The sequence below is a fragment of the Streptomyces nidicola genome, from assembly GCF_050106155.1.
Classification (GTDB): Bacteria; Actinomycetota; Actinomycetes; order Streptomycetales; family Streptomycetaceae; genus Streptomyces.
Genome location: NZ_JBNBPI010000001.1, coordinates 5,733,977 through 5,758,406, shown reverse-complemented (window position 1 = coordinate 5,758,406; position 24,430 = coordinate 5,733,977). Strand labels below are relative to the sequence as shown.

The following is a 24,430-nucleotide window of genomic DNA, read 5'->3' as shown; positions in this document are numbered from 1 at the left end:
GGGCTGGATCTGCTCAATCGCCGCAGGGGCTTGATGTGCGCGGCTCGAAGTGCCCGCCCCGTCTGATCACTATCTATGGGAGCGCTCCTATGACCACCACTGACAACACCAGCACCGGGCTCACCACCGAACCCGTCGCCACCCGGTTTCCGGCCGGGTTTCTTTGGGGGGCGGCCACTGCCTCGTACCAGATCGAGGGGGCCGTGCGGGAGGACGGGCGGACGCCGTCGATCTGGGACACGTTCAGCCATACACCGGGCAAGGTGCTGAACGGTGACACCGGGGACGTCGCCGTGGACCACTACCACCGGTGGCGCGACGACGTGCGGCTGATGGCCGACCTGGGGCTCACCGCGTACCGCTTCTCCGTGGCGTGGCCGCGGGTGCAGCCCACCGGGCGCGGGCCCGCCGTGCAGCGTGGGCTCGACTTCTACCGGGGGCTCGTGGACGAGCTGCTCGCCAACGGGATCAAGCCCGTGGTGACGCTCTACCACTGGGACCTGCCGCAGGAGTTGGAGAACGCGGGCGGCTGGCCCGAGCGGGACACCGCCTACCGGTTCGCCGAGTACGCGGGGCTCGTCGGCGAGGCGCTCGGCGACCGCGTCGAGAGCTGGGTGACGCTCAACGAGCCCTGGTGCAGCGCCTTTTTGGGCTACGGCTCCGGGGTGCACGCCCCCGGCAGGACGGACCCGGCGGCCGCCCTGCGCGCGGCGCACCACCTCAACCTCGGCCACGGGCTGGCAAGTTCGGCCCTACGCGGCGTGCTGCCGGCCCGCGCCAAGGTCGGCATCAGCCTGAACCCGAGCGTGGTCAGGGCGCTCACCGATGCACCTGCGGACCTGGACGCCCGGCGCCGGATCGACGCGCTGGCGAACCGGGTCTTCACCGGGCCGCTGCTCAAGGGCGCCTATCCGCGCGACCTCTTCACCGACACCGCGGCCGTCACGGACTGGTCGTTCGTGCGGGACGGGGACACCGCGGCGATCCACCAGCCGCTCGACTTCATCGGCCTGAACTACTACACGCCCGCCGTCGTCTCCGGCCCCCGTCCCGACCGGGACGGCCCGCGCCTCGACGGGCACGGCTCCAGCGAGCACTCCCCGTGGCCGGCCGCCGACGACGTCCTCTTCCACCACGCGCCCGGCGAACTCACCGCCATGAACTGGCCCGTGGACCCGACCGGCCTCACCGACCTGCTCCTCGACCACACCGCGCTCGCGCCGGGCATCCCGCTCTACGTGACCGAGAACGGGGCGGCGTACGAGGACGTCGTCGACGCCGAAGGACGCGTGCACGACCCGGACCGCATCCGCTATCTGCACGGCCACCTCGCCGCCGTCCACGAAGCCATCGAGCAGGGCGCCGACGTCCGCGGCTACTTCCTCTGGTCGCTGCTCGACAACTTCGAGTGGGCCTACGGATACGGCAAGCGGTTCGGCGCCGTGTACGTCGACTACGAGACGCAGGAGCGCATCCCGAAATCCAGCGCCACCTGGTACTCCCAGGTGGCGCGCCGCGGGGGGCTGCCCGCCGAATCCTGACGCCGGCGGGCAGTAGGGCCGGTGCGCGTCGCGTGGCAGCGGGGCGCACCGGCCCTTAGCTTTCGCATATGCCCGATACTTACCAATACGAGCGGTTCTGAAGCGCCATGGGTGTGCTCAAGGACCATCCGGAACTCGTCCTGTTCGTGAGCCTCGCGCTCGGCTACCTCGTGGGGAAGCTGCGCGTGGGGCCGCTGACGTTGGGCGGCATCTGCGGGACGCTGATCGTCTCGCTGCTGCTCGGGGCCTGGACCAAGGCCCATGTCTCCGACGACGTGAAGACCGTGTTCTTCGCGCTGTTCATCTTCGCGCTCGGCTACATGGCCGGGCCGCAGTTCTTCCGCAACCTCAACAAGAAGAGCCTGCGCTTCTTCGTGCTGTGCGGCATCGAGCTGGTCTGTGTCATCGGCATCGCGCTCGGCCTGGCGAGCTGGTTCGACCTGGACGTCGGCACGGCCTCCGGCATCCTGGCCGGCGCCGCCACCGAGTCCGCGGTCGTGGGCACGGCCACCGAGTCCATCGGCAAGCTCAGCGACCTCACAGCCGCTCAGATCACCGAGTACCAGGGCAACGTCGCCACCGCGTACACGGTCTGCTACCTCTTCGGCCTGATCACGATCGTGCTCTACACGAGCCAGATCATGCCGATGATGATGCGCATCAACCTGCGCGACGCCGCCCGTGAGCTGTGGGAGCGCACGCGCAGCAAGGGCAGCCTGGAGGCGGACGAGCGCCCCGCCCTGCCGGGCATGGTGGGCCGCACGTATCTGGTGACGACCGCCGACGGACGTACCGTCGGGGACCTCCAGTCCTCGCTCGCGGACCGGGTCACCGTCGAGTCGGTCAAGCGCGGCAGCAAGGTCCTCGACGTCGCCCCGGACCTGGAGCTCACCCTCTCCGACCTGGTGCTCCTGGTCGGCCGCCGGGCGAACGTGATCGACGCGGGCCGGGTCATCGGCCCGGAGACGCCGGGCGTGCCGGGGCTGGACTCGCCGCTCGCCTCCCGCGAGGTGTCCATCACCGACAAGGCGCTGGACGGCAAGTCCGTCGACGAGCTGCAGAAGGCCAACCCCGAGTTCTACAAGGACGGCGTCTACGTCACCGACATCACCCGCGGCGACCAGGACATGCCCGCCAACGGGGACACGGTGCTGCACCGCGGCGACGTGGTGACCCTGGTGGGCGCCCGCTCGGGCCTCAACAAGCTGGTCGCCAGGATCGGCTCGGTGGTCAAGAACGACGCCACCGACTTCATCTACCTGGGGCTCGGCATCGCGGCCGGTTCGCTGCTCGGGCAGGTCGTGGTGAAGTTCGGCGACATCCCGATGTCGCTCGGCACCGGCGGCGGCTGCCTGATCTCGGGGCTGCTGTTCGGCTGGTTCCGCTCGCGCTCGCAGACCTTCGGCGCGTTCCCGCCGCAGGCCGCCTCGACGATCAAGGACATGGGGCTCGCGGTCTTCATCGCCTGCACGGGCCTCGTCTCCGGACCGCAGGCCTGGCCGCTGATCAAGGAGTACGGGGCGCTGCTCCCGTTCGCCGGGATCGCGATGGTGCTGATCCCCGCGACGATCTCACTGATCGTCGGCCGCAAGCTCCTCAAGATCGAGAAACCGCTCCTGATCGGAGCCATCGCCGGACAGCAGTGCTCGACCCCCGCGATCACCGCCGTCACCCAGGTGGCGCAGTCGTCCGTACCAATGCTCGGCTACACGATCACCTACGCCCTCTCCAACTTCCTGCTCCCCCTGACGGGCCCTGTGCTCGTCGGCATCCTCGGCAACTGAGAGGACGGTTCACGACGTGATCGACTTCCTCAACCGGAACATCTTCCAGCCCTATCCGGAGCTCCTGGTCTTCCTCACGGTCGCCTTCGGCTTCCTGCTCGGGAAGATCCGCTACAAGGCCATCGCGCTCGGCGCCGTCACCGGCTGCCTCGTCGCGGGCCTGCTGCTCGGCGCCTGGACCGGGGTCGAGATCAACGGCACGGTGAAGAGCCTGTTCTTCATCATGTTTCTGTTCGCCCTCGGCTACAAGGTCGGCCCGCAGTTCTTCCGCGGCCTCAAGACCGACGGCCTGCCGCAGGTGCTCAACGCCATCGTGGTCTGCGTCTCCGGCCTGCTGATCTGCTGGATCTTCGCCGCGATGCTCGGCTACGGTCCCGGGCTCTCGGCCGGACTGCTCGGCGGCGCGCTCACCCAGTCCGCCGTGATCGGTGTCGCGCAGGACGCCATCAGCACCCTGCCGGGCCTGTCCTCCGGGGCGGCCAAGCACGAGGGGAACCTCGTCGCGATCGGCTACGCGGTGACGTATCCGCTCGGCACCATCCTGTGCGCGATGCTGCTCGCCAACATCCTGCCGAAGCTCTACAAGAAGGACCTCGCCGCCGAATCGGCCCGGATGGCAAAGGAGTTGGACGCCCCGGACAACGACCCGGACCTCGCCGAGGGCTACTACGAGGTGGTGCTGCGGGCGTACACCATCGAGCGCCCCGACATCGTCGGCCGCACCATCGAGGACTTCGAGAACCAGCAGAAGGAGCTCGGCCACCGCATCTACCTCACGCGGGTGCGCCGGGACGGGCAGATCCTCGACCACACCCAGCAGACGGCGCTGCGCGAGGGCGACGTCGTGGCGGTGAGCGCGCTGCGCGGCTCGCTCGTCGACTACGACGCCCGCACCCACATCGGCAGGGAGACCGACGACGTCGAACTGCTCGGCTACGAGACGGAGACGCTGCACGTGGTGGCGTCCGAGAAGGCCCAACTGGGCAGGACCGTCGCTGAGTTGAGGCGCGAGCCGTTCATGGTCGGCGTCTACATCGACAAGATCTACCGGTCCGGCGCCGAGTTCCCGTACCGCCTCTCCTCGAAGGTCGAGCGCGGCGACACGCTCGTCCTCACCGGGCCCAAGCGCCTGGTGGACCCGGCGGGAGCGGCCCTCGGCAAGCCGGTGCCGACCTCGTTCGCCACCGACATGATCTGGGTGGGCCTCGGCATCTTCCTCGGCGGCTGCATCGGCATCCCCGCGCTGACCGTCTCCGGCGTCCCGATCTCGCTGTCCACGTCGGGCGGCGCGCTCATCATGGGCCTGGTCTTCGGCTACATCCGGGGCAAGTACCCGACATACGGCAACGTCCCGCCCGGCGCCCAGTGGTTCATGGACACGCTCGGCCTGTGCATGTTCGTCGCCATCGTCGGCATCAACGCGGGCCCGAGCTTCACCTCGGGGCTCTCCGACGCCGGCTGGGGCCTGCTGGTCTTCGGCGCGGTCGCCACCGTCGTCCCGCTGATCGTCGGCTTCCTGTTCGGCCACTACGTGCAGAAGATGCGCTTCCCGATCCTGATGGGCGTCCTCGCGGGCGGCCAGACGACCACCGCGGCGATCGGCGCGATCAACGAGTCCTCCCGCTCCCAGGTGCCGACCCTCGGCTACACGATCCCGTACGCGGTCGGCAACGTGCTCCTGACCATCTGGGGCGCCGTGATCGTCCTCCTCCAACACTGAGCCCCCGCACCGCACTTAAGGACCCCTCATGACCAAGACGACGTTCACGCGCGAAGAGATCCAGCAGTACGCCCAGCTCTCCCCCTTCGAGCTGAAGAACATCTTCATCGACCTCGCCGAGCAGGCGCAGGCCGACAAGCCGGGCCAGAAGGAGAAGTCCAGCCGTCAGATGCTCAACGCGGGCCGCGGCAACCCGAACTGGATCGCCACCGGCCCCCGCGAGGCCTTCTACGCGCTCGGCTACTTCGCCCTGGAGGAGTCGCGGCGCGTATGGACCGCCGACAACCTCGGCGGGATGCCGGAGAAGCACGGCGCGTACGAGCGCTTCGACACGTTCGTGCGCCGCCACCCCGACCTGCCGGGCATCGAACTCCTCGCTCAGTGCGTGCAGCACGGCATCCAGCGCTTCGGGTTCGACAAGGACGAGTGGGTGCACGAGCTGACCGACGGCATCACGGGCGACAACTACCCGGTGCCCGACCGGATGTTGACCCACGCCGAGCAGGTGGTGCGCGGCTACCTCGCCGACGAGATGTTCGACAAGAAGGCACCCGCGGACAATCTGTCGCTGTTCGCCACCGAGGGCGGCACGGCGGCCATGTGCTACATCTTCGACTCCCTCATGAAGAACGGGCTGTTGAAGAAGGGCGACAAGATCGCGCTGATGACCCCGGTCTTCACCCCGTACATCGAGATCCCCGAACTCGACACCTACGAGTTCGACGTCACGTACATCTCGGCCAGCAAGTTCGCCGAGACGGGCGTGCGCGAGTGGCGGTACCCGGAGGAGGAGGTCGCCAAGCTGGAGGACCCGGAGATCAAGCTGGTCTGCCTGGTGAACCCCTCCAACCCGCCCTCTCTTGCCCTGAGTTCGCGGGTCGCGAACCAGATCAAGGAGATCGTGGCGCGCAAGAACCCGAACCTGCTGCTCGTCACCGACGACGTGTACGGCACGTTCGTCCCGGGCTTCCGCTCGATCGCCGCCGACCTGCCGCGCAACACCCTGCTCGTCTACTCGTACTCGAAGCACTACGGGTGCACGGGCTGGCGGCTCGGGGTGATCGGGCTGCACGACGACAACGTCATCGACGAGCGGATCGCCCAGCTCCCCCAGGAGGAGAAGGACCGCCTCAACAAGCGCTACGGGTCCCTCACCCTGGAGCCCGAGAAGATCAAGTTCATCGACCGGCTCGTCGCGGACTCCCGGCAGGTGGCGCTCAACCACACGGCGGGCCTGTCGCTGCCGCAGCAGGTGATGATGGCGCTCTTCTCCCTGTTCGACATGCTGGAGGAGGGCCAGGCGTACAAGGAGAAGATCCGCTCCATCGTCCACCAGCGCCTGGACCTGCTCCTCGAAGGCGCCCAGATGAAGATCCACGAGGATCCCCACCGGGCGGCCTACTACATCGAGCTGGACCTCCTCGCCGAGGCCGAGCGCGTCCACGGCAAGGACTTCGCGAGCTTCCTGGAGAAGAACTACGAGCCGGTCGACGCCCTGTTCCGGCTCGCCCAGCAGACCGGCGTGGTGCTCCTCAACGGAGGCGGCTTCGAGGGCCCCACGTGGTCCGTCCGCGTCTCGCTGGCCAACCTGGACAACCTCGACTACCTGAAGATCGGCCACCATCTGCGCAGCATCTTCAACGACTACGCGGAGGAGTGGCAGACGTCGAAGGCGTAACGCCAGGGCCTCCGGGGCCAGTTGGACGAGATGTCAGTTGAACGAGGCGAACGCCTTCTGGAAGGCGTTCGCCTCCTGCTCGATCGAGCTGCACGTCGGCTGCGCCGAGTCGGAGGCCCCGCCCTCGCAGGCCTTGTCACGGGTCGCCGACCACATCGACAGACCGCCGAGGTCCTTCTCCTTCGCGAAGGAGACGAGCTGCGTGGCGTCCTCGACCTTGAAGACCTCGGACGAGACGTCGTTGACGCCGATCATCGGGGTGATCGCGAGGGCCTTCCAGGCGTCCGCGTCCGACAGGCCGAGGGCCGACTTCACCTGCGCCTGCGTGGCGGTCGCCGCCTGCTCGGCGTAGTCGCCCATGTCGCCGCTGTACGACGCCCCGTAGTCCATCGCCATGATGTTGACGAGGTCGGGCGAGGCGCCGTTCTCCTTGGCGTTCTTGAGGAAGTTCACGCCGTCCTGGGTGAGTCCCTCGGGCATCACGGGAAGCGTCACCGACACGTTCAGGTCCGCGTTGTTCTTCTGAAGCGTCGCGATCGCCTCGGCGCGCTCGGTGTTGGCCGCCGTGTCGGGCAGCGCGCCGCCCTCGATGTCGAAGTCGACCTTGGTGAGGTCGAACTGGTCGATGACCTTCTGGTACGCCGCCGCGAGCTCGGAGGCGGACGAACACGCCTGGGCCAGCTCGGTGCCGGACGCGCCACCGAAGGAGACCCGTACGTCACCGCCCGCCGACCTCAAGTCGCCTATTTGCGCGGCGACTTCGTCGCTGCCGAGGTCGGTGACGCCGCCCCACTTCGGCGCGCAGTCGCCGCCGGAGGTGATGAAGGCGAGGTTGAACTCCTTGACGCCGGTGGCCTTGGAGGAGTCGACAAGGTCGAACTTCGGCTGCAACGAGGTGTCGACGTACGGGGCGAAGCCGGCGCCCGCAGCCGCGTCCGTCACCTCGGCGGACGCGCCGGAGGCGAAGAGGAACGCGCCGCCGCCCACGAGGGCGGCGGCCACGACACCGCCCACCGCCTTCTTCCTGCCGCTGATCCTGCGCCGGTGCATGCTGCTGCTCATCGCGTGCCTGCCTTAGGTCTACGTGGGGGGTGGATGCGCCCACGAGGAGGCGAGGGCGCAGCAGCACGCTAGCGATCGACAACCCGGCAATTCGGGCAAGCGGCAAGGGTGTTGAGGATCTTAGGGTTGGCTTAAGTAAGGGATCGGGAGCGGTTAAAGGTCGATACCAATCCGTGCACGACCGATTTCTTTCGGCTGCCGCTCCCTCCCTTTCGGTCCCGGCCGCGCCGCCCGTGCCCGCGGCGCCCCTCGACGCGCCGGTGCCCCTCCAGCTGGAGCCAGATCCGCACCTCGGTGCCGCCGAGCACGGACGAACCGATGCGCACGTCGCCGCCGGTGGACTCGGCGACCCGGCGCGCGATGTCCAGGCCGAGCCCGGTCGAGCCGACCTCGACGCCTTCCGTGCCGCGGGCCAGCGCGGCCTCCGGGTCGGCGATGCCGGGGCCCGCGTCGGATACGAGCACGATCACGGCACCCTCGGCCCGGTGCACGTCGACCGCGAACGCCGTGCCCTCCGGGGTGTGCCGGAACACATTGCCCAGCAGCGCGTCGAGGGCGGCCGCCAACTCCCCGCGGGCGACCGGCAGTCGGACGGGCCGGTCGACGCCGGCGACCCGCACCTTGCGCCCCTCGTCCTCGGCGAGCGCCGACCAGAAGTCCATCCGCTCGCGGATCACCTCGGCGGCGTCGCAGCCCGCGCCGGGCCCGGCCGCGGCGGTCTGGGGCTTGGCCTCCCTGGCCGTACGGATGATGGTGTCGACCTCGTGCTCCAGCTGCTCCACGGCGGCCCGGGTCTGCTCGGCGGCGGGCCCGTCCCCGAGCGAGGCGGCATTGAGCCGCAGCACGGTCAGCGGCGTCCGCAGCCGATGCGACAGATCGGCAGCCAACTCCCGCTCATTAGCGAGCAGTTGCACGACTTGATCGGCCATCGAATTGAACGCGACGGCCGCGAGCCGCAGCTCGGTGGGACCGTCCTCGGGCACCCGCGCCCCGAGCTTCCCGTCCCCCAGATCGTGCGCCGCGCCCACGAGCCGCTGCGCCGGCTGCACCATCCGCCCGCCGAGCCGGTCCGCGACCGCCACGGAGCCGATGATCAGCGCGATGCCGACACCACCGAGCACGACCCACGCGGTCGTCACGCCATTGGTGACCTCGGCCTCGGGCACGTACACCTCGACGACGGCGATCTTGCCCGTGCTCACCGCGATGGGCTGCAGCCACACCGAGCCGCCCGGCACGTCCACGACGGTGGCCTGCCGGATGTCGAGCCGGTCCCGGCCGACCCGCTGCTCGCCGAGCCGGATCGCCTCGTGCCCACCGCCAGCCGGGACGTACACCGACATCCGGTCCTCGCCGCCGGTCTGCGCGGTGGCGAGGGCGCGGGCGAGCTGGTCGCGGTCGGTGGTGATGGAGAGGGTGGGGCCGATGGCGGCGGCGGTCCGCTCGGCGTTGGAGAAGGCCCGGTCCCGCGCCATCTCCTTGATCACGAGGCCGAGCGGTACGGCGAAGGCGACCACCACCATCGTCGTGACGGCGAGGCACACCTTCACCAGCGCCCACCTCATGCCGGCGGCTCCACGCGAGGGGGCTCCAGCTTCACACCGACGCCGCGCAGGGTGTGCAGATACCGCGGCCGCGCGGCAGTCTCCCCGAGCTTCCTCCGCAACCACGACAAATGCACATCAATGGTCTGATCGTCCCCATAGGACTGCTGCCACACCTCGGCGAGCAGCTCCTTGCGCGCGACGACGACGCCGGGCCGTCCGGCGAGGAAGGTCAGCAGATCGAACTCGCGCCGCGTCAGATCCAGCGGCGCACCATCGAGCTCGGCCTGCCGCCGCAACGGATCGATGGCGAGCCCGCCGACCCGGATCACCCGCGAGGGCGGCTCGGCGCCCGTGCTCCCCCGCGAGCGGCGCAGCACGGCGGCCATCCGGGCGGACAGGTGCTCGGGCGAGAACGGCTTGGTCAGATAGTCGTCGGCGCCGTCGTTCAGCAGCCGCACGATCTCGGCCTCGTCGTCCCGCGCAGTGGCGATGATCACGGGTACGTCGGTGATCCCGCGCAGCATCTTGAGCGCCTCGGCCCCGTCGAGATCGGGCAGACCGAGATCCAGAATCACGACGTCGAACCGGAAATGAGCGACCTCGCGCAGCGCCTCCAACGCGGTGCCGACGCTGCGCACGGTGTGCGCGGCGTCGGTCAGGTGCCGGATGAGGGCTGAGCGTACGAACTGGTCGTCCTCGACCACGAGCACACTTGCCATGGGACGGCACCGTACGCCATCCGGCGGTTCAGGGTCTGGGTGGAGTGATGGTCCGGAGAAGGGAGCGGGGCGTGGTGCGTGCGATCGCAAGGCGCCGGGAAGTCCTCGTAGCGGAGCTACTAGGTCCTGTCGTCAAACTCCCGTCGTCGCCCGCAGGGCGGCCCGGCGGCGCCTGGTGCGTGCGATCGCAAGGCGCCGGAGAGTCCTAGTAGCGGAGCTACTCGGGCTTTTCGGCAACGCCGCGAGCGTGCGTGCCAGGCGCCGCCGGGCAGACGGGAGTTTGACGACAGGGCCTAGGTCTTCTCGGTAACGCGGCGAGCGTGCGTGCCACGCCCCGCGAGCCCGGACCATCACTCCACCCGGGCCCTGGGGCCTCTTCCGGGTGACTGGGGGACCTGCGGGACAGGCGGGGCGGGTGTGGTGCAGTATGGCCCGCGATGCACGAGACACCCCCGCCTCCGAAGCACTCCGGCCGTAGGTGGCTCACTCACGGCGTCGCGTGGCTGCTCGCCACGGGGGCCGCGGTGACGCTGTCGTGGTGGGGCGTCCACACGGTGATGTCGGGCACGGTGTACGACCCTCCGCAGGCGCTCCCCGTCGCGGCGACGCAGGACGAGCCGGACGCGAAGCCGCCGGTGTCCTCCTCGACCCACCGGCCCCAGCCGTCGACGTCGACGCGCAAGCCGTCGGTGTCACCGAGCCATACGTCACCGCCTCCGTCGCGGTCGACGTCCCCCTCGCCCACCCCTCGTACGACATCCCCCGCACCGCCGTCCTCCGGCTCCGTCAAGAGCTACGCGACGACCGGCGGCCGCGCGGTCTTCGACCTCCAGAAGACCTCGGCCACCCTCGTCTCCGCGACACCCGCCGCGGGCTGGTCGGTCCAGGTGTGGAAACAGCCCACGTGGATCCGCGTCGAATTCACCTCGGGCGAGAAAAAGGTCTCGGTCTTCTGCACGTGGCACGACCACGAGCCGACGGTGGAGATCGCGAAGTACTGACCCATTTGAGCCCCGCTCTTGGACGGGAGCCCGCGGGGTCCGGGGCTTTCAAGCCCCGCTCTGGGACGAGACTCGCGGGGTCCGGGGCAGAGCCCCGGCCTTTCAAGCCCAGCGGCGAGTGGGCAAATCCAGCCCCGCCGGCGTTTGAGGCGCGGGGTCCGGGGCGGAGCCCCGTGACGTGGGCAACGACTAGCGAAACACGGACGGCGGCGGAGCCGGAGACGCCTTCGCCGACGCGTCGGTGACCGCAACCACCCCACCCGCAAAATCCACAAGCTCCTTGCCGTGCAGAACCCGCCCCGGATGCGGATCCCCCGCCGCCCGCCGCGTCAACTCCGCCACCCCCAACACCCCCGCGGACGCGACCAGCACCGCATTCCCGAACCGCTTCCCCCGCAACACCGTCGGATCAGCGACGAGCGCAAGCTCGGGAAACACGGCCGCGGCAGTGGCGATCTGCCCCCGCAGATACGCGAGCGGCGGCCCGTCCGCGATATTCGCGACATACGTCCCCGCGGGCCGCAACACCCGCCGCACCTCCGCCAGGAACTCCGTACTGGTGAGATGCGCGGGCGTCCTGGCCCCACTGAACACATCGGCCACGAGCACATCCGCCCAGTCGTCGGGCAACTTGGCCAACGCCTCACGCGCATCCGCGGTCCGCACCCGAATCCGCTGCCCCGGATCCAACGGCAGCGTCCCGCGCACGAGTTGGATCAACGCCCCGTCACGCTCCACGACCTGCTGCGTGGAACGGGGCCGGGTCACGGCGACGTAGCGGGCCAGGGTGAACGCCCCGCCACCGAGGTGCACGGCCTGCACGGGGCGGCCCCGCTCGGCGGCCAGATCGATGACGTGCCCGATGCGGCGCTGGTACTCGAAGGAGAGGTGGACCGGGTCGTCGAGATCCACGTGCGACTGCGGCGCACCGTCCACGAGCAGCGTCCAGCCGGCCGGGCGGTCCCGGTCGGGCACCAGCTCGGCGAGCCCGCCGTCGACCTTCTCGACCACGGCTTCCCGCCCCGCGCGCCCCTGCCCCTGTTTCCCTCGCGACCTTCCCATTCGCCCATTATCGACGCCCACCCCCGGAACGGCTCAGCGGCAGCCGTCCGCCGCCTCGATCATGCGCGCCGCCTCGTCGAGCGCGGCCCGCAGCACCGCGGGATCGGTGACCAGGTCCGTGGGCCGCTCCGCGGGGTCCGGCGGGAGCAGCCAGCCCGTGCCCTCGACCGGCGGGTCGGGCCGGGCGCCGAGCGCGAGGCCGCGCCCCTGCGTGTGCGTGCAGTCGCTGCCGGGCAGGTCCCAGCCGTCGGCGGTGCCGGGCGGGACGAGGAAGCCGAGGGTGTCGCCGCCCCCGTCGTGCAGCACCGGGCCAACCGTTTCCGTACAGCCGCGGCGCAGGATGTCGACCGCCTCCAGGCCCTGCCGGGCCGGCACGGTGACCAGGTCGCAGTCGCCGGGCGGCGACGCGCTGCACTCCTCGCTCGGTCGATGCCGCACCGTCGTGGGGGTCGTGGGAAGTGACAGCATGGGCTTGGCCGCATCCAACACGTCGGCCCCTCCTCGCTCGTGGGGTTTCGCCGCAAGGTTCAACGCGCACGTGCTGTCAACGGCTACGGCGGCACACCGCCGCAAAGGATGGCAGTTCATGGCGGATCGTGGGTGAGATATCCGGTTTGTAGCCAAACCCAGCGTGTCGCGGTCGTGACAGCCGGTACCTTCGAGCCTCGCCGGAACAAGGAAGTTGCGGCTGCCCTCCCTCTCCCGGGACCTCCGGGATGCCGGGCGCGCTCCCAACTTCCCTGCCGTCCGGCACGGTTCGCACGGGAGGACCCGCTCATGACGTCGTCGCCGATCGCCTCGGACACCTCGACGCCGCAGTCTCCACGACCGAACCTCGCCTTCCGGGAGCTGCGCGGTCAGCGCTCGCCGGGCGAGTTCGCGGCCGCGGTGCGGCGCGCGGCGCGGGAGATCGGTGAGCGGGTCAGCTGCGACGCGCGCTACATCGGACGCGTGGAGGCGGGCGAGATCCGCTGCCCCAACTACGCGTACGAGCGGGTGTTCCTGCACATGTTCCCGGGCCGGACCCTCGCGGACCTGGGGTTCGCGCCCCGCTCTGCGGTACGTGGCCGGGGTGCGCGCCCCGCCGCTGCCACCGCCGACCCGCAGTATCCGTACGACGAGGAGAGCGACGTGCGACGTCGCGCATTCATGACCGGCATGACCGGCTCGACGGCCACCGTGGCCGTCGCCGCCCTGGCACCCTTCGGCGTCCCCACGCTTCCCGCGGACCTCGACCGGCATCCGGCGCGGGCCGGGATCAACGCCGTCGAGGAGGCGATCCGGCGGATCCGGCTGCTCGACGACCGGCACGGCGCGGACGGCCTGTACCGGCGGGCCTCGACCCCGCTGCGGACCGCCTTCGAGCTGCTCGACGCGGGCCCGGGCCGGCGCGAGGTCACCGAGCGATTGCAGGCCGGGGCGGGTGAACTGGCCATCTCCGTCGGCTGGTTGGCCCATGACTCGGGCCGCTTCGACGACGCGCGCTCGCACTACGCGGAGGCGCTCGCGACGGCGCGGATGGCGGGCGACGAGGCGTTGGAGGCGCACGCGTTCTGCAACACGGCGTTCCTGGCGCGCGACGCGGGGCGCCCCCGCGAGGCGGTGCGCGCCGCCCAGGCGGCGACCCGCGTGGCGTCCCACCTCGGCTCGCCGCGCCTCCTGTCCCTCCTCGCGCTACGAGAGGCGGGCGGCTGGGCGGGGTTGGGCGACCAGCCGTCCTGCGAACGCTCTCTCGCTCGGGCGCAGGCGCTGTTCGCGCGGGGGGCGTCGGACGCGGATCCGGAGTGGATGTCGTTCTACGGGGAGGCCGAGTTGGAGGGCCTGGAGGCGCAGTGCTGGTCGGCGCTGGGCGGCTGGGACCGGGCGTCCCTGCACGCGCGGCGCGCGGTGGCCCTCCAGGATCCGCACTTCACCCGCAACATGGCTTTGTACACGGCCGAGTTGGCCGACGACCTGGCGCGGGCGGGGCACCCCGACGAATCGGCTGCCGAGGGTCTGCGCGCCCTCAACCTTCTCCAGGACGTCCGCTCCTCCCGCATCGAGGGCATGCTGGCCACGACGGCCCGCGTCCTCCTCCCCCACCGCCGCGCATCAGGCGTCTCCACGTTCCTGAACACCCACGCGACATCACGCCGCTCGGCTTGACCACCCACCCCTCCACCACGGGCTCCGCCCCGGGCCCTGTGCCTGAACCGCCGGCGGTGCTGATTCGCCTACCCGACGTCACAACCTCGGGGCTCCGCCCCGGCCCCCGCGGGCTCTCGCCCGTAGAACGGGGCTTCAAAGATCGGGGCTCCGCCCCGGACCCCCGCGCCTCAAACGCCGGCGGGGCTGATGTGCCGAACCGGCATTACGGCCTCGGGGCTCCGCCGGCTCCCGCCCAAGAGCGAGGCTTAAGTTGAACACCCGCCACAGGGGCTTGAATTGGCCCGCGCCCCCGCAGGCAATCGCCCGGCTCCCCACCCGCCCGCCCCCTCCGGGGGCGTCGGCCCGACGGGGTACCGCCACCGTGGGCAATCCGCCGCCGGCCACGGCCCCGCACCCGTCGCGATCGACGCCGCCCCGCCTTGGCCAACGCCAACCACGGCTCCCCACCCAAAACAGCGAGCTCCGCCCCCGCCGCTACCTCCGCCAACCGCGACTCCCCACCCGCTGCGGCCGACCGAACGCGCCTTGGATAACACCAACCACGACTGCCCACCCGCTGCGATCGGGCTGCACCCGCCTTGGACAATCCGCCACAGCCACGGCTCCCTACCCGTGACGGTCGACGCTGTCCCCGCCTTGGGCAACCCGCCGCAACCACGGCTCCCCATCCAAGACGGCGAGCTCCGCCCTCCGTCGCTACCTCCGCCAACCGCGACTCCCCACCGGCTGCGGTCGGCCGGACGTGCCTTGGGTAACGCCAACCACGACTGCCCACCCGTGACGGTCGACCGCACCCGCCTTGGGCAATCCGCCGCCTGGGGCGGCTCCCCACCCATTGCAGTCGACGCCGTCCCCACGTTGGACAATCCGCCACAGCCACGGCTCCCCACCCGTGACGGTCGGCCGTCGCCGACTTGGGCAATCTGCCGCCTGGGGCGGCAGGGTGGGCAAGGCGGCACCCCGGTGCGGCGCACCCCTCACGAAGGGCCCGGCCACAGCACAGCGACCGGGTCCCCGGACGAGCCGGAGCCCCCGGAGGGGGCGGGCGGGTGGGAGATGACCGGGCACCGGCCCAGCCGGACAGGCACCGGTGCCGTGCGCCGAACACAGGGACGCCCACTCCCGCGCGCCCGGACAAGGACCGGTCCCGCGCGCCGAACGCAAGAGCGCCCGCCCCGGCACAGCCCCAACACCCAGTGCCCCGCAACCAGAACGCGAGACGCCGACCACGGCACAGCGGCACCCAGGTGCCGCGCAACAGCTACGACAGGCGCCGACCAGGGCACAGCAACCCGGGCCCCGGACAGGCCGAAGCCCCCGGAGGGGGCGGGCGGGTGGGAGATGACCGGGCACCGGCACAGCCGGACAGGCACCGGTACCGCGCACCCAGCGCACCGGCCTCGACCCTCGGCACAGCCGGACGAAGACCGGTACCGCGCACCCGGCGCACCGACGTCGACCCCCGGCCCAGCCGGACAAGGACCAGTACCCACCGGCCCCGCCCCCAACACCGCTCAGCCCACCGCCAGGTGCCCCGTGTCGTTCCACGCCTCCAACGCCGGCTCCCCATAGGCCCACCCGAGCACCGACAGCGACGTCGGGTTCAGCCGGATCCGCGCCGCGAAGTCCAACGGGAAACCGAGCCAACGCGCCCCGATCGACCGCAGAATGTGCCCGTGGGCGAAGACGAGAACGTCCCGGTCGGCCGACCGCGCCCACTCCACGACCTCGTCGGCCCGCGCCGTCACCTCGTCGAGCGACTCCCCCTCCGGCACCCCGTCCCGCCAGATGAACCAGCCGGGCCTGCGCTCCTGGATCTGCGCCGGCGTCAGCCCCTCGTACGCCCCGTAGTCCCACTCCATGAGCGCGTCCCACGTGCTCGCCCGCTCCCCGAACCCGGCAAGCTCGCACGTCTCGCTCGCCCGCACCAGCGGGGACGTCCGCACCTCCACCCCGTCGAGCCCGTCGTACGGCGCACGCCCGAGCCGCTCGCCGAGCAGTTTCGCGCCGCGCCTGCCCTCTTCCAGGAGGGGAATGTCCGTCCTCCCGGTGTGCCGTCCGGACAGCGACCATTCGGTCTGTCCGTGCCGGGCCAACAGGATGCGCGGTGCCATGAGCGGGGCCTCTTTCGAAACTGCAAGCAACTACAAGGGTTCAAGGGTGAACATAGGGCGAGCGGGAAGGATCGCCCCGTCCATCATCGCGCAACCCACAGGGAGGACGCCCGGCGGGCAACCCGCAGCGTGATCGCTGCGTCTAGGAGGGTCAAGGGTCGCCCACGCAGAGGCCCATATACACCGTAAAAGTGAGGCCGTGGCCAGAGGCCGCCGCACGAGCGAAGAGGGGGAGCGGCCCGCATGTCGCAGACCGACGAGGCACCGCGCACGGAAGCGATACCCGGCGCCGGGCTCCGCTGGTGGACGGAACTGCCGCTGATCCTCCTGGTGTACGGCGCGTACTCGGCGGGCCGGCTGCTCGCGCGTGGCGACGTGGGGCAGGCCGTCGACCACGGCCTCGCGATCCTCCGGGCCGAACAGGCCGTCCACCTCAACCTCGAACACCCGCTGAACCGTCTCTTCACCCGCGAACCGTGGCTCGGCATCCCCGCCGACTTCTGGTACGCCTCGCTGCACTACCTGGTCACGCCGATCGTCCTCGTCTGGCTGTTCCGCCGCCGCTCCGAGATCTACCGCACGGCGCGCACGTGGCTGATGACCTCGACGATGATCGGCCTCGTCGGCTTCGTCCTGCTGCCGACCAGCCCGCCCCGGCTGCTCGCCGCGCACCACGGCTTCATCGACACGATGGCCCACTACAGCTCGTACGGCTGGTGGGGCGGCGCGGCCAGCGCCCCCAAGGGCATGGGCGGACTGACCAACCAGTACGCGGCGATGCCCAGCCTGCACGTCGGCTGGGCACTGTGGTGCGGCGTCCTGCTGTGGCGGCACGCCCGCTCCCCGTACGTGAAGGCGCTGGGCGTCGCGTACCCGCTGCTCACCACGGTCATCGTGATGGGCACGGCCAACCACTACTTCTTCGACGCGCTCGCCGGGGTCGCGGCGATGGCCCTCGGCCTGCTCCTGACGAAGCCGGTGCGGCTCGTCGCGGCGCGCCTGAAGGACCGGGCGTACACCGTGCTCGCGGGGGCCAAGGCCTTCCCTTCCGCCACGCACGCCCCGATTGTCAGTGGAGAATGCCAGACTTCCCAGGGTGAGCGAATTCCCCGACAGCGCAAGGCAGCCGCGTCACAGGACAGCGACGACGGGGCTGCGGCACCGGCTCGCTGAACTGCGCGGCCCGGACCATCCGCCGCGTCCGCTGGACGCCCGGGCCCTGGCCGCGCTCGCGGCGAACCCGGGCTGCCGAAGGCGGGCGCTCCTGGACGGTGCGGGGGTCGACAAGGCGCGCATCGCGGATGCGCTGGGTTCACCGTCCTCGTTCGGCCAGTCCCAGTTCGCCCTGGCCCGCGGCAATGTGTTCGAGGCGCGGGTGAAGTCGGACGGCGGCGCGGAGCTGCTCAAGCTGGTCCGCGCGCGCGTGGACGGCGCCGCGCCGGAGCCGACGCCCGATGTCGTACGGGCCCCCGACCTGTCGGCGATCGGCCCCGAGGGCCGCACGGCGCGCACCGCGCTCGCCCTCCGTGAGGCCGTCGAGTCGCCGGGGACGTGGACGTTCCTCGACCATCCGATGCTGGCGCTCGACGTGGCGGGCAGCCCCGCGTTCCTGGAGCCGGACGCGGTGGTGGTGCATCCGGACGGCAGCTGGACGGTCGTCGAGATCAAGTCGTTCCCGATGATCGACGGCGCGGCGGACGCGTCGAAGGTGGGCGCGGCGGCCCGCCAGGCGGCGGTGTACGTGCTGGCCCTGGAGGAGGTCGCGGCGCGGATGCCGGACGCGGAGGTGCTGGTCAGGGACCGGATCGTCCTCGTCTGTCCCAAGGACTTCTCGAACCTGCCGGCCGCGTCGGCCGTCGACGTGCGCAAGCAGCGGGCGGTGACGCGGCGCCAGTTGGCGCGTCTGACCCGCGTGGAGGACATCGCGGAGGCGCTCCCGCCGGGCACGGTCTTCGACCCGGAGCTGCCCGCGGATGAGCTGACGGCGGCGGTCGAGTCGGTTCCCGCGACGTACGCGCCGGAGTGCCTGGCCGCGTGCGAGCTGGCGTTCCACTGTCGCGACCACGCGCGCGGGGAGGGCGCGGTGACCGCGCTCGGCCGCCCCTTGCGCGCCGAACTCGGCTCGCTGACGACGGTCGACGAGGTGCTCGCCGCCGCCCACGGCGAGGCGGGCGACCCCGCGGATCCGACGGTGGCGGCACTGCGCCGTGCGGCGGCGCTGCGGGCCGAGGCGCTCGGAGGTGTGCACCAGTGAGCCTGATCAACCATCTGGCCCGGCTGGAAGCCACCCGATCGGGCCGCGCGCAGCGCACGGCCACGGTCCGGCACCGCCATCTGTCCCAGCGCCCCCTGGTGGTCGTACCGCTCACGACGGCCGGCGAGACCGGCGCGCCGCTCGGCGCGCTCGTCGGCACCGAGCGCACGTCACCGCGTCTCCTGGTCGTCCCGCAGCCCCGCGACCGCGACCTCCGCTTCGCGTTCCTGACGCAACTGGCCGACGGGGTCCTGCCGTACATCGACTCGTACGCCACCGACGTCGAGGCCGCCGAGCGCAGCGAGGTGGATCCGGAGACCGGCAAGAAGGTCAAGGTCGAGGTCGAACTGTGCGCGGACGCCCCGCAGATGATCGTGCCGGGCCGCGCGGGCATCGAGTTCCTGCGCCTCCTCGGCCGCTCCATGCGCTTTCGCCGCACCGCCGAGCAGGACCCGGAGACGCCCTACCCCGCGCCGCCGCACGTCCCGCTCCTCGGCCGCTGGCTCACGCACTTCGGGGAGCGGGCGCGGGTTCCCGGCTCCGCCCTGCTCCTCGCGATGACCGACCTGCTGTCGCGGCACTGGGCGACGGGCCAGTCGAGCCTGGAGGACCAGCACTTGGGCGCGCTGCTCGCCTGGATCGAGGCGCCGGAGGGCACCTCGGGCGCGGCGGCCGCGCTCGGCGCCGAGCTGGACCGCGACAGGCACGGGCAGCTGCTCTGCCCGCCGGCGGGCCCCGCCACGGACCCCGCCTTCGACAACAAGCTGCTCGCGCCCGCGATCGAGCGCTACGACAAGGCCCGTACGCGCCACGCGGCCGCGGAGGACGCCGTCGAGGCCGAGGGCCGCCTCGCCGAACTGACCGCGGCCGAGCGGGAGATCAACGCCCTGGTCGAGTCCCGGACGCGGCCCACGTGGGACGCGGTGTGGCGCGGCCTCGACCAGCTGTGCACGCTGCCCGAGGGCGCGTACGCGGCGGAGCGCTGGACCCGCGACCGCTGGTCGTTCACCGGGCACCGCGACCGGGTCCTGGCGGGCGAGCCCCCGCAGCCGCGCCGGGACGACGCGGTGACGGCGGCGAACAAGCTGGCCACGCGCGAGCGCGAGCAGGCCCGCCTGGAAGCGCAGGAGGCGCTGGACGACCCGCTGGTGATGGCGGGCCGCCGCCTCGCGGGCGAGGCGTTCGCCGGGGAGGTGACCGAGGTGGTGGCGGCGTACAACGAGAAGAAGCGGCCCCGCCCGCTCGTCACGGTCCGCACGCAGGACGGTCCGCGCCTCGGCGTGGGCGTGAAGGTGTACCGAACCCTCGAAGGCAAGCCGCAGACGGCCGAGTTCGTGGGCTACGAAGACGAGGGAGCCGAGGGCGTCGAGGGCGGGGACGCCTCCGTCGTGCTGCGGATCCTGGACAAGATGGGGCGCGGCAAGGAGCCGGCCGAGGGCTCGCTGCCGGAGAAGGGCGAGCGGATCTGCTGGACGCTGTTCGAGCACGAGCAGCGCGGCGGCCCCAAGCTGCCGGAGCCGGAGGAGACACCGTGGACGCACGGCGGCCCGCCGGGGACGGGCGCGGAGTCGCCCGACACCGTGACTTCGGAGGACGTGCTGTGACCACGACGACCATGACCACGACCACCGCCCTCAGCCCGTCGGATGCGGCCGGGCAGGCGACCGCCGCCATCCTCCGCGACACCCTGCACGGCACGGCGCGCGGCATCGTCGTCGACTCGCCTCCCGGCGCCGGAAAGTCCACCCTCGTAGTGCGCGCCGCGCTCGAACTCTCCGAGGCAGGCCGCCCGTTGATGATCGTGGCGCAGACGAACGCGCAGGTGGACGACCTCGTCCTCCGCCTCCACGCGAAGAACCCGGAGCTCGCCGTCGGCCGGCTGCACAGCAGCGATCCCGACGCGTACGAGAAGGCGCTCGACGACCTGCCGAACGTCCGCCTGTCGACGAAGGCCGGCGACCTGGCCCCGCTGCCGATCGTCGTCTCGACAGCCGCGAAATGGGCGCACGTCAAGGACGTGGAGCCGTGGCCGCACGCGATCGTCGACGAGGCGTACCAGATGCGCTCCGACGCGCTGCTCGCCGTGGCGGGGCTGTTCGAGCGGGCGCTGTTCGTGGGCGACCCGGGGCAGTTGGACCCGTTCGCGATCGTCGGCTCGGAGCAGTGGGCGGGCCTGTCCTACGACCCGTCGGCCTCGGCGGTCTCCACGCTCCTCGCCCACAACCCGGACCTCCCGCAGCACCGCCTCCCGGTCTCCTGGCGCCTCCCGGCGTCCGCGGCCCCACTCGTATCGGACGCCTTCTACCCATACACACCGTTCCGCAGCGGCACGGACGAGGGCGACCGGGAGCTGGACTTCAAGGTGGCGTCGGACGGTTCGGGCCCGGACCTGGTCATCGACGAGGCGGCGGCCTCCGGCTGGGGCCTGCTGGAACTCCCCGCGGCGCACACGCCACGTACGGACCCGGAGGCGGTACGGGCCGTGGCCCTGGTCGTCCGGCGCTTGCTCGACCGGGAGGGCGTCACCCGCTCCGAGTCCGGCGAGGGCGCGCTGACGGCGGACCGGATCTGCGTCGGCACGGCGCACCGCGACCAGGCGGCGGCGGTACGGGCGGCCCTCACCGAACTCAATGTCCAGGACGTCACCGTCGACACGGCGAACCGCCTTCAGGGCCGCGAGTTCGACGTCACCGTCGTCCTGCACCCGCTGTCCGGACGCCCCGACGCGACGGCGTTCCACTTGGAGACGGGCCGCCTGTGCGTCCTGGCCTCCCGGCACCGGCACGCGTGCGTGGTGGTGTGCAGGGCCGGGGTCGCGGACCTCCTGGACGAACACCCGTCGGCGGACCCGGTGCAACTCGGTGTGACGGTGAAGTTCCCGGACGGCTGGGAGGCGAACCACTCGGTCCTGGCCCGCTTGGCGGAACACCGGGTCCACCTCTGAGTAGCGGGTACGCCTTCAAGCCCCGCTCTTGGACGAGACTCGCGGGGTCCGGGGCAGAGCCCCGATCTTTCACCCCGGGCCGGCCCGACCACCCACCCGCAAGAGGGCGGAGCCCCCCGCCCTCTTGCGGGCCGAAGGACAATGGAAGGTGGCCCGACACCGAACCGCGGGTCACCCCGGCAACAGGAGGCCGCACGATGGCGGAGCCCGACCGTACCCACCAGCCCCGGCTGCGACCCGCCCCGCTGATCTTCGAACCCGCGGAGGCGTCCGCCGACCCGGAGCACTTCTTCGACCTGGAGTCCATCGAGGACCCCCGCGACCTGCTGACCCGCGCCACGGAGCTGACACACGCGTTCCGCTCCGCGGCGGACCGGTCCATGGAGTTCCAGGCCGTCGCCGCGGCGCAGCTCGCGGACCCGCGCCGCTTCGACCGGCTCACCACGGCGGACATCGCGGAGCGCGCGGACTGGACCGAGGACTACGCGAAGAAGATGGTCGAGTTCGGCCGCGATCTGCTGCGCGGGGCCAAGGACCAGACGACGTGACGAGGCCGCGTCGGGGCCGCACCACGAGGCCCTAAAGATCATCTGGCATATGCCAGGTGGGCAAGATACTCCACCCCGCCCACCCCTGTCCCGATTTTCCGCAACCCTTGGCGATTGCCCCCTCACCCCCTGTAGATGTATGAGGCATGAGCACCGCGACGCCTTCGTACTCCCCCCACGCCCCGTCGGCCACGGCCTCTGGCACGCGTGGCCACTTCGACATCTGCGACGTCACCCCCGAGGGCGCCGCCTGGCTCGCCTCCGCCGGGGCGTACCCCCGGTCCACGCTCGCCCACTGGGAGGCGCGACCCACGGCCCCCGTCGTCCTCCCCTGCGGATCCGCCTTCGACGTGGTGAACGTGCCCGCGATCTTCGGCCGGCGGATGTTAGACCACCTCTGGTCCGAGGGGCCCGGCTCCGGGCCCGTCGCCACGCACCGGGGCCGCATGCTCCTGTTCACCGCGCCGGGCACGGCCCAGCGCCTACCGTCCCTCCTCCACTGGGAGGAGTGGGGCCACGCGGTGCCGCCGCTGCTGTACCACGGCGCCGGCGACGCGGTCACGGGCCCGGCCCCCACGACCCGCGCCGCGCTCCGGCCCGACCAGCGCCAGGAGTCCCGCTGGGTCGTCGCCCCCGACACCCGCCACCCGTGGCTGCCGGGCCCCGAGGTCATGCGCTGGGCATGCGTCCGGGCGGCCCGCGCGAGTGCGCAGGCCGCGGTACGGATTTCGATTTTTCCTGCCCCGGATCCTGATGCTAATGTCTACGACGTCAACCGGCGCCATTAGCTCAGTTGGTTAGAGCAGCGGACTCTTAATCCGCGTGTCCGGGGTTCGAGTCCCTGATGGCGCACCTAAAGCCGAAGGCCCTCCGCGAATCGCGGAGGGCCTTCGTCGTGCGTCACGACGGCGGCCCGCCCAAGCACGGGTGGGCAAATCAAGCCCCTGCGGCGATTGAGCAGCGGGGTCCGGGGCAGAGCCCCGAGGCCGCAACCACGGTGCCGTGTGGGATCAGCCCGCCGTCGTCACCTTCACCGTCCACGCCCCCGAACCCGTACGGCCCTCCGCCTCGACGCGGATGTCGTCGCCCGGCACCGTGAACGTCTCCCCCATCCCCACCGGCGCGTCGGCCAACGGCGGGTAGACGGATTCGCCGTAGCAGGCCTCCGTGCGGGGGTGGGCGTCGAGGACCTCAATGGGGCCGCCCCCGGACGAGGAGTCGCTGCGTACGCGGTAGACGAGAACACCCCGGCTGCAGGTCGCGGCATCATTGCCGGAGCCGCCTCGCGCCTCCAGGGCGATGGCGCTGTCGACACCCGTGCGGATGACGGCGAGCTTGGTGCCACCCCCCGTACCGAACGGAGAACCCGCCCCCCGCGGCCCCGTACTCAGCGGTTCCAGGGTCAACCGCGTCTCACCACTGCGCTTCACACACGCCACCTGCCGCCGCTCCAGCCACCCCAGCTTCCACTTGTGCCAGCCGAACAGATCCGGCGAGAGGCCGAACTGGCTGCCCATGACGTCCCAGTCACCGACGTACGTGTCCCAGTCCCCCTTGCCGTCGGTGGGCCGGTGGTACAGGTCGGGCAGGTCGAAGACGTGACCGGTCTCGTGCGCGAGCACATTGCGGTCCGGCGGGTGCCGCTCGAAGACCGTGACGATGCGGCGGATGTCGGTGCCGTCGGCGCGCATCGGCCGGTCGAAGTTCACGACCTTCGTCGCGTCGGAGTCGACGCCCGGCGCGTCCGGGTCGGCGACGAAGTAGACGACGTCGTACTTGCTGAAGTCCGTGTGCGGATCCGCCGCCTTCAGGGCGTCCTGCAGATACGCGCTGCGGTGCGCGGCGTCCCAGTCGCGCTGTATGGCGTACGCGGTCGAGGGGTGCGGCATCTGGACCCACTGCCGCTGCGGATGCGGGACCAGGGAGAACTTCCCGTACGAGGCCCGGTCGAAGAAGCGGCTGGTGGACGGGAAGTAGTCGGAGGCCAGCTCGTCGGGCGTGGCCAGGGGCAGCGAGTCGGGAAACGAGAGGAAGACCATCACGGCGTTGAGGGTCTTCTTGGGCTTCGGGTACGCCGGGTTCCAGGTGTCCAGACCCTCGGAGTGGTGGGCCGCCGTGCGCTCCAGGGCGCAAGGCCCCGCGAACGGAACGGCCGCGGCCGGCCCCGCGACCAGCCCCATGGCGGCCACGGCCGCGAAGGCGGTGAGCCCCGCCGCGAGTGCGCGCGGGCGCGGCTTGTCCACTCCCGCGAGTGGCTGCGGACGCGGCAAGTCGACCTCCGGGACGGGAATGCGGGACACCCAACCCA

General features: G+C 71.4%; 19 protein-coding genes and 1 tRNA gene. 13 read left to right on the top strand and 7 right to left on the bottom strand.

Annotation, left to right across the window (positions count from 1 at the left end):
* The first annotated feature begins 89 nt into the window (after nt 1–89).
* The 4 genes from ACOKM3_RS26135 (at nt 90) to ACOKM3_RS26120 (ending at nt 6,723) form a co-directional block, all read left to right on the top strand.
* Entirely contained in the window at nt 90–1,541 is a 1,452-nt protein-coding gene (locus ACOKM3_RS26135) for a GH1 family beta-glucosidase (RefSeq protein WP_426903458.1), read from the top strand.
* Between the two features lie 107 nt (nt 1,542–1,648).
* A complete protein-coding gene (gene aspT, locus ACOKM3_RS26130) occupies nt 1,649–3,325 on the top strand; it encodes an aspartate-alanine antiporter (RefSeq protein WP_426903457.1) in 1,677 nt (558 codons plus the stop codon).
* Between the two features lie 16 nt (nt 3,326–3,341).
* Nucleotides 3,342–5,045, top strand: a complete 1,704-nt coding sequence (gene aspT, locus ACOKM3_RS26125; protein ID WP_426903456.1) for an aspartate-alanine antiporter — start codon at nt 3,342–3,344, stop codon at nt 5,043–5,045.
* Nucleotides 5,046–5,073: 28 nt separating this feature from the next.
* Nucleotides 5,074–6,723: a bifunctional aspartate transaminase/aspartate 4-decarboxylase gene (locus ACOKM3_RS26120; RefSeq protein WP_426903455.1), complete on the top strand. Its 1,650-nt coding sequence runs from the start codon at nt 5,074–5,076 to the stop codon at nt 6,721–6,723.
* 33 nt (nt 6,724–6,756) lie between these two features.
* Here ACOKM3_RS26120 and ACOKM3_RS26115 read toward each other — a convergent pair whose 3' ends face one another.
* From ACOKM3_RS26115 to ACOKM3_RS26105, 3 genes are all read right to left on the bottom strand, one after another.
* Nucleotides 6,757–7,785, bottom strand: coding sequence for a chitinase (locus tag ACOKM3_RS26115; RefSeq protein WP_426903454.1), 1,029 nt, complete (start codon nt 7,783–7,785; stop codon nt 6,757–6,759).
* Between the two features lie 131 nt (nt 7,786–7,916).
* A complete protein-coding gene (locus tag ACOKM3_RS26110; RefSeq protein ID WP_426903453.1) occupies nt 7,917–9,350 on the bottom strand; it encodes a sensor histidine kinase in 1,434 nt (477 codons plus the stop codon).
* Complete coding sequence (locus tag ACOKM3_RS26105) at nt 9,347–10,051, bottom strand: response regulator transcription factor (RefSeq protein ID WP_426903452.1); 705 nt, start codon at nt 10,049–10,051, stop codon at nt 9,347–9,349. The genes ACOKM3_RS26110 and ACOKM3_RS26105 overlap by 4 nt, the downstream gene beginning before the upstream one ends.
* Nucleotides 10,052–10,488: 437 nt before the next feature.
* Between ACOKM3_RS26105 and ACOKM3_RS26100 the strand changes: the two genes are divergently transcribed.
* Nucleotides 10,489–11,052, top strand: coding sequence for a hypothetical protein (locus ACOKM3_RS26100; protein WP_426903451.1), 564 nt, complete (start codon nt 10,489–10,491; stop codon nt 11,050–11,052).
* Nucleotides 11,053–11,241: 189 nt separating this feature from the next.
* Here ACOKM3_RS26100 and ACOKM3_RS26095 read toward each other — a convergent pair whose 3' ends face one another.
* Both ACOKM3_RS26095 and ACOKM3_RS26090 read right to left on the bottom strand, forming a co-directional pair.
* Nucleotides 11,242–12,114 carry a spermidine synthase gene (locus ACOKM3_RS26095; protein WP_426903450.1) on the bottom strand — a complete coding sequence of 291 codons (873 nt, stop codon included), beginning with the start codon at nt 12,112–12,114 and terminating at the stop codon, nt 11,242–11,244.
* Between the two features lie 33 nt (nt 12,115–12,147).
* Complete coding sequence (locus tag ACOKM3_RS26090; RefSeq protein ID WP_426906900.1) at nt 12,148–12,582, bottom strand: hypothetical protein; 435 nt, start codon at nt 12,580–12,582, stop codon at nt 12,148–12,150.
* Between the two features lie 309 nt (nt 12,583–12,891).
* On the opposite strand from ACOKM3_RS26090, the gene ACOKM3_RS26085 reads away from it, so the two are divergent.
* The gene (locus ACOKM3_RS26085) at nt 12,892–14,259 is read left to right on the top strand and encodes a tetratricopeptide repeat protein (RefSeq protein WP_426903449.1); all 1,368 of its coding nucleotides are present in this window, start codon (nt 12,892–12,894) and stop codon (nt 14,257–14,259) included.
* Nucleotides 14,260–15,776: 1,517 nt separating this feature from the next.
* Here the strand turns inward: ACOKM3_RS26085 and ACOKM3_RS26080 are convergent.
* Nucleotides 15,777–16,376 (bottom strand): histidine phosphatase family protein, encoded by a 600-nt coding sequence (locus ACOKM3_RS26080; RefSeq protein ID WP_426903448.1) that lies wholly within the window; start codon nt 16,374–16,376, stop codon nt 15,777–15,779.
* 243 nt (nt 16,377–16,619) lie between these two features.
* On the opposite strand from ACOKM3_RS26080, the gene ACOKM3_RS26075 reads away from it, so the two are divergent.
* The 7 genes from ACOKM3_RS26075 (at nt 16,620) to ACOKM3_RS26045 (ending at nt 22,974) form a co-directional block, all read left to right on the top strand.
* Nucleotides 16,620–17,549, top strand: coding sequence for a phosphatase PAP2 family protein (locus tag ACOKM3_RS26075; protein WP_426903447.1), 930 nt, complete (start codon nt 16,620–16,622; stop codon nt 17,547–17,549).
* Nucleotides 17,473–18,630, top strand: coding sequence for a hypothetical protein (locus tag ACOKM3_RS26070; protein WP_426903446.1), 1,158 nt, complete (start codon nt 17,473–17,475; stop codon nt 18,628–18,630). Before ACOKM3_RS26075 ends, ACOKM3_RS26070 begins: the two co-directional genes overlap by 77 nt.
* The gene (locus ACOKM3_RS26065) at nt 18,627–20,234 is read left to right on the top strand and encodes a hypothetical protein (RefSeq protein WP_426903445.1); all 1,608 of its coding nucleotides are present in this window, start codon (nt 18,627–18,629) and stop codon (nt 20,232–20,234) included. The genes ACOKM3_RS26070 and ACOKM3_RS26065 overlap by 4 nt, the downstream gene beginning before the upstream one ends.
* Nucleotides 20,235–20,245: 11 nt before the next feature.
* Nucleotides 20,246–21,574: an AAA domain-containing protein gene (locus ACOKM3_RS26060; protein ID WP_426906899.1), complete on the top strand. Its 1,329-nt coding sequence runs from the start codon at nt 20,246–20,248 to the stop codon at nt 21,572–21,574.
* 197 nt (nt 21,575–21,771) lie between these two features.
* Complete coding sequence (locus tag ACOKM3_RS26055) at nt 21,772–22,122, top strand: hypothetical protein (protein ID WP_426903444.1); 351 nt, start codon at nt 21,772–21,774, stop codon at nt 22,120–22,122.
* Between the two features lie 146 nt (nt 22,123–22,268).
* Nucleotides 22,269–22,910, top strand: a complete 642-nt coding sequence (locus tag ACOKM3_RS26050) for a bifunctional DNA primase/polymerase (protein WP_426903443.1) — start codon at nt 22,269–22,271, stop codon at nt 22,908–22,910.
* Nucleotides 22,901–22,974, top strand: a tRNA-Lys gene (locus tag ACOKM3_RS26045). The genes ACOKM3_RS26050 and ACOKM3_RS26045 overlap by 10 nt, the downstream gene beginning before the upstream one ends.
* Nucleotides 22,975–23,132: 158 nt before the next feature.
* Here the strand turns inward: ACOKM3_RS26045 and ACOKM3_RS26040 are convergent.
* Nucleotides 23,133–24,422, bottom strand: coding sequence for a M6 family metalloprotease domain-containing protein (locus ACOKM3_RS26040; RefSeq protein WP_426903442.1), 1,290 nt, complete (start codon nt 24,420–24,422; stop codon nt 23,133–23,135).
* Between the last annotated feature and the right edge of the window lie 8 nt (nt 24,423–24,430).

Bases quoted from the DNA above. Each gene is read 5' to 3' on its own strand.
- ACOKM3_RS26060 (WP_426906899.1), top strand. From the start codon at position 20,246: ATGACCACGACCACCGCCCTCAGCCCGTCGGATGCGGCCGGGCAGGCG.
- aspT (WP_426903457.1), top strand. From the start codon at position 1,649: ATGGGTGTGCTCAAGGACCATCCGGAACTCGTCCTGTTCGTGAGCCTC.
- ACOKM3_RS26135 (WP_426903458.1), top strand. From the start codon at position 90: ATGACCACCACTGACAACACCAGCACCGGGCTCACCACCGAACCCGTC.
- ACOKM3_RS26115 (WP_426903454.1), bottom strand. From the start codon at position 7,785: ATGAGCAGCAGCATGCACCGGCGCAGGATCAGCGGCAGGAAGAAGGCG.
- ACOKM3_RS26095 (WP_426903450.1), bottom strand. From the start codon at position 12,114: ATGGGAAGGTCGCGAGGGAAACAGGGGCAGGGGCGCGCGGGGCGGGAA.
- ACOKM3_RS26100 (WP_426903451.1), top strand. From the start codon at position 10,489: ATGCACGAGACACCCCCGCCTCCGAAGCACTCCGGCCGTAGGTGGCTC.
- ACOKM3_RS26085 (WP_426903449.1), top strand. From the start codon at position 12,892: ATGACGTCGTCGCCGATCGCCTCGGACACCTCGACGCCGCAGTCTCCA.
- ACOKM3_RS26080 (WP_426903448.1), bottom strand. From the start codon at position 16,376: ATGGCACCGCGCATCCTGTTGGCCCGGCACGGACAGACCGAATGGTCG.
- ACOKM3_RS26120 (WP_426903455.1), top strand. From the start codon at position 5,074: ATGACCAAGACGACGTTCACGCGCGAAGAGATCCAGCAGTACGCCCAG.
- ACOKM3_RS26110 (WP_426903453.1), bottom strand. From the start codon at position 9,350: ATGAGGTGGGCGCTGGTGAAGGTGTGCCTCGCCGTCACGACGATGGTG.
- ACOKM3_RS26055 (WP_426903444.1), top strand. From the start codon at position 21,772: ATGGCGGAGCCCGACCGTACCCACCAGCCCCGGCTGCGACCCGCCCCG.
- ACOKM3_RS26105 (WP_426903452.1), bottom strand. From the start codon at position 10,051: ATGGCAAGTGTGCTCGTGGTCGAGGACGACCAGTTCGTACGCTCAGCC.
- ACOKM3_RS26050 (WP_426903443.1), top strand. From the start codon at position 22,269: ATGAGCACCGCGACGCCTTCGTACTCCCCCCACGCCCCGTCGGCCACG.
- ACOKM3_RS26090 (WP_426906900.1), bottom strand. From the start codon at position 12,582: ATGCTGTCACTTCCCACGACCCCCACGACGGTGCGGCATCGACCGAGC.
- ACOKM3_RS26075 (WP_426903447.1), top strand. From the start codon at position 16,620: ATGTCGCAGACCGACGAGGCACCGCGCACGGAAGCGATACCCGGCGCC.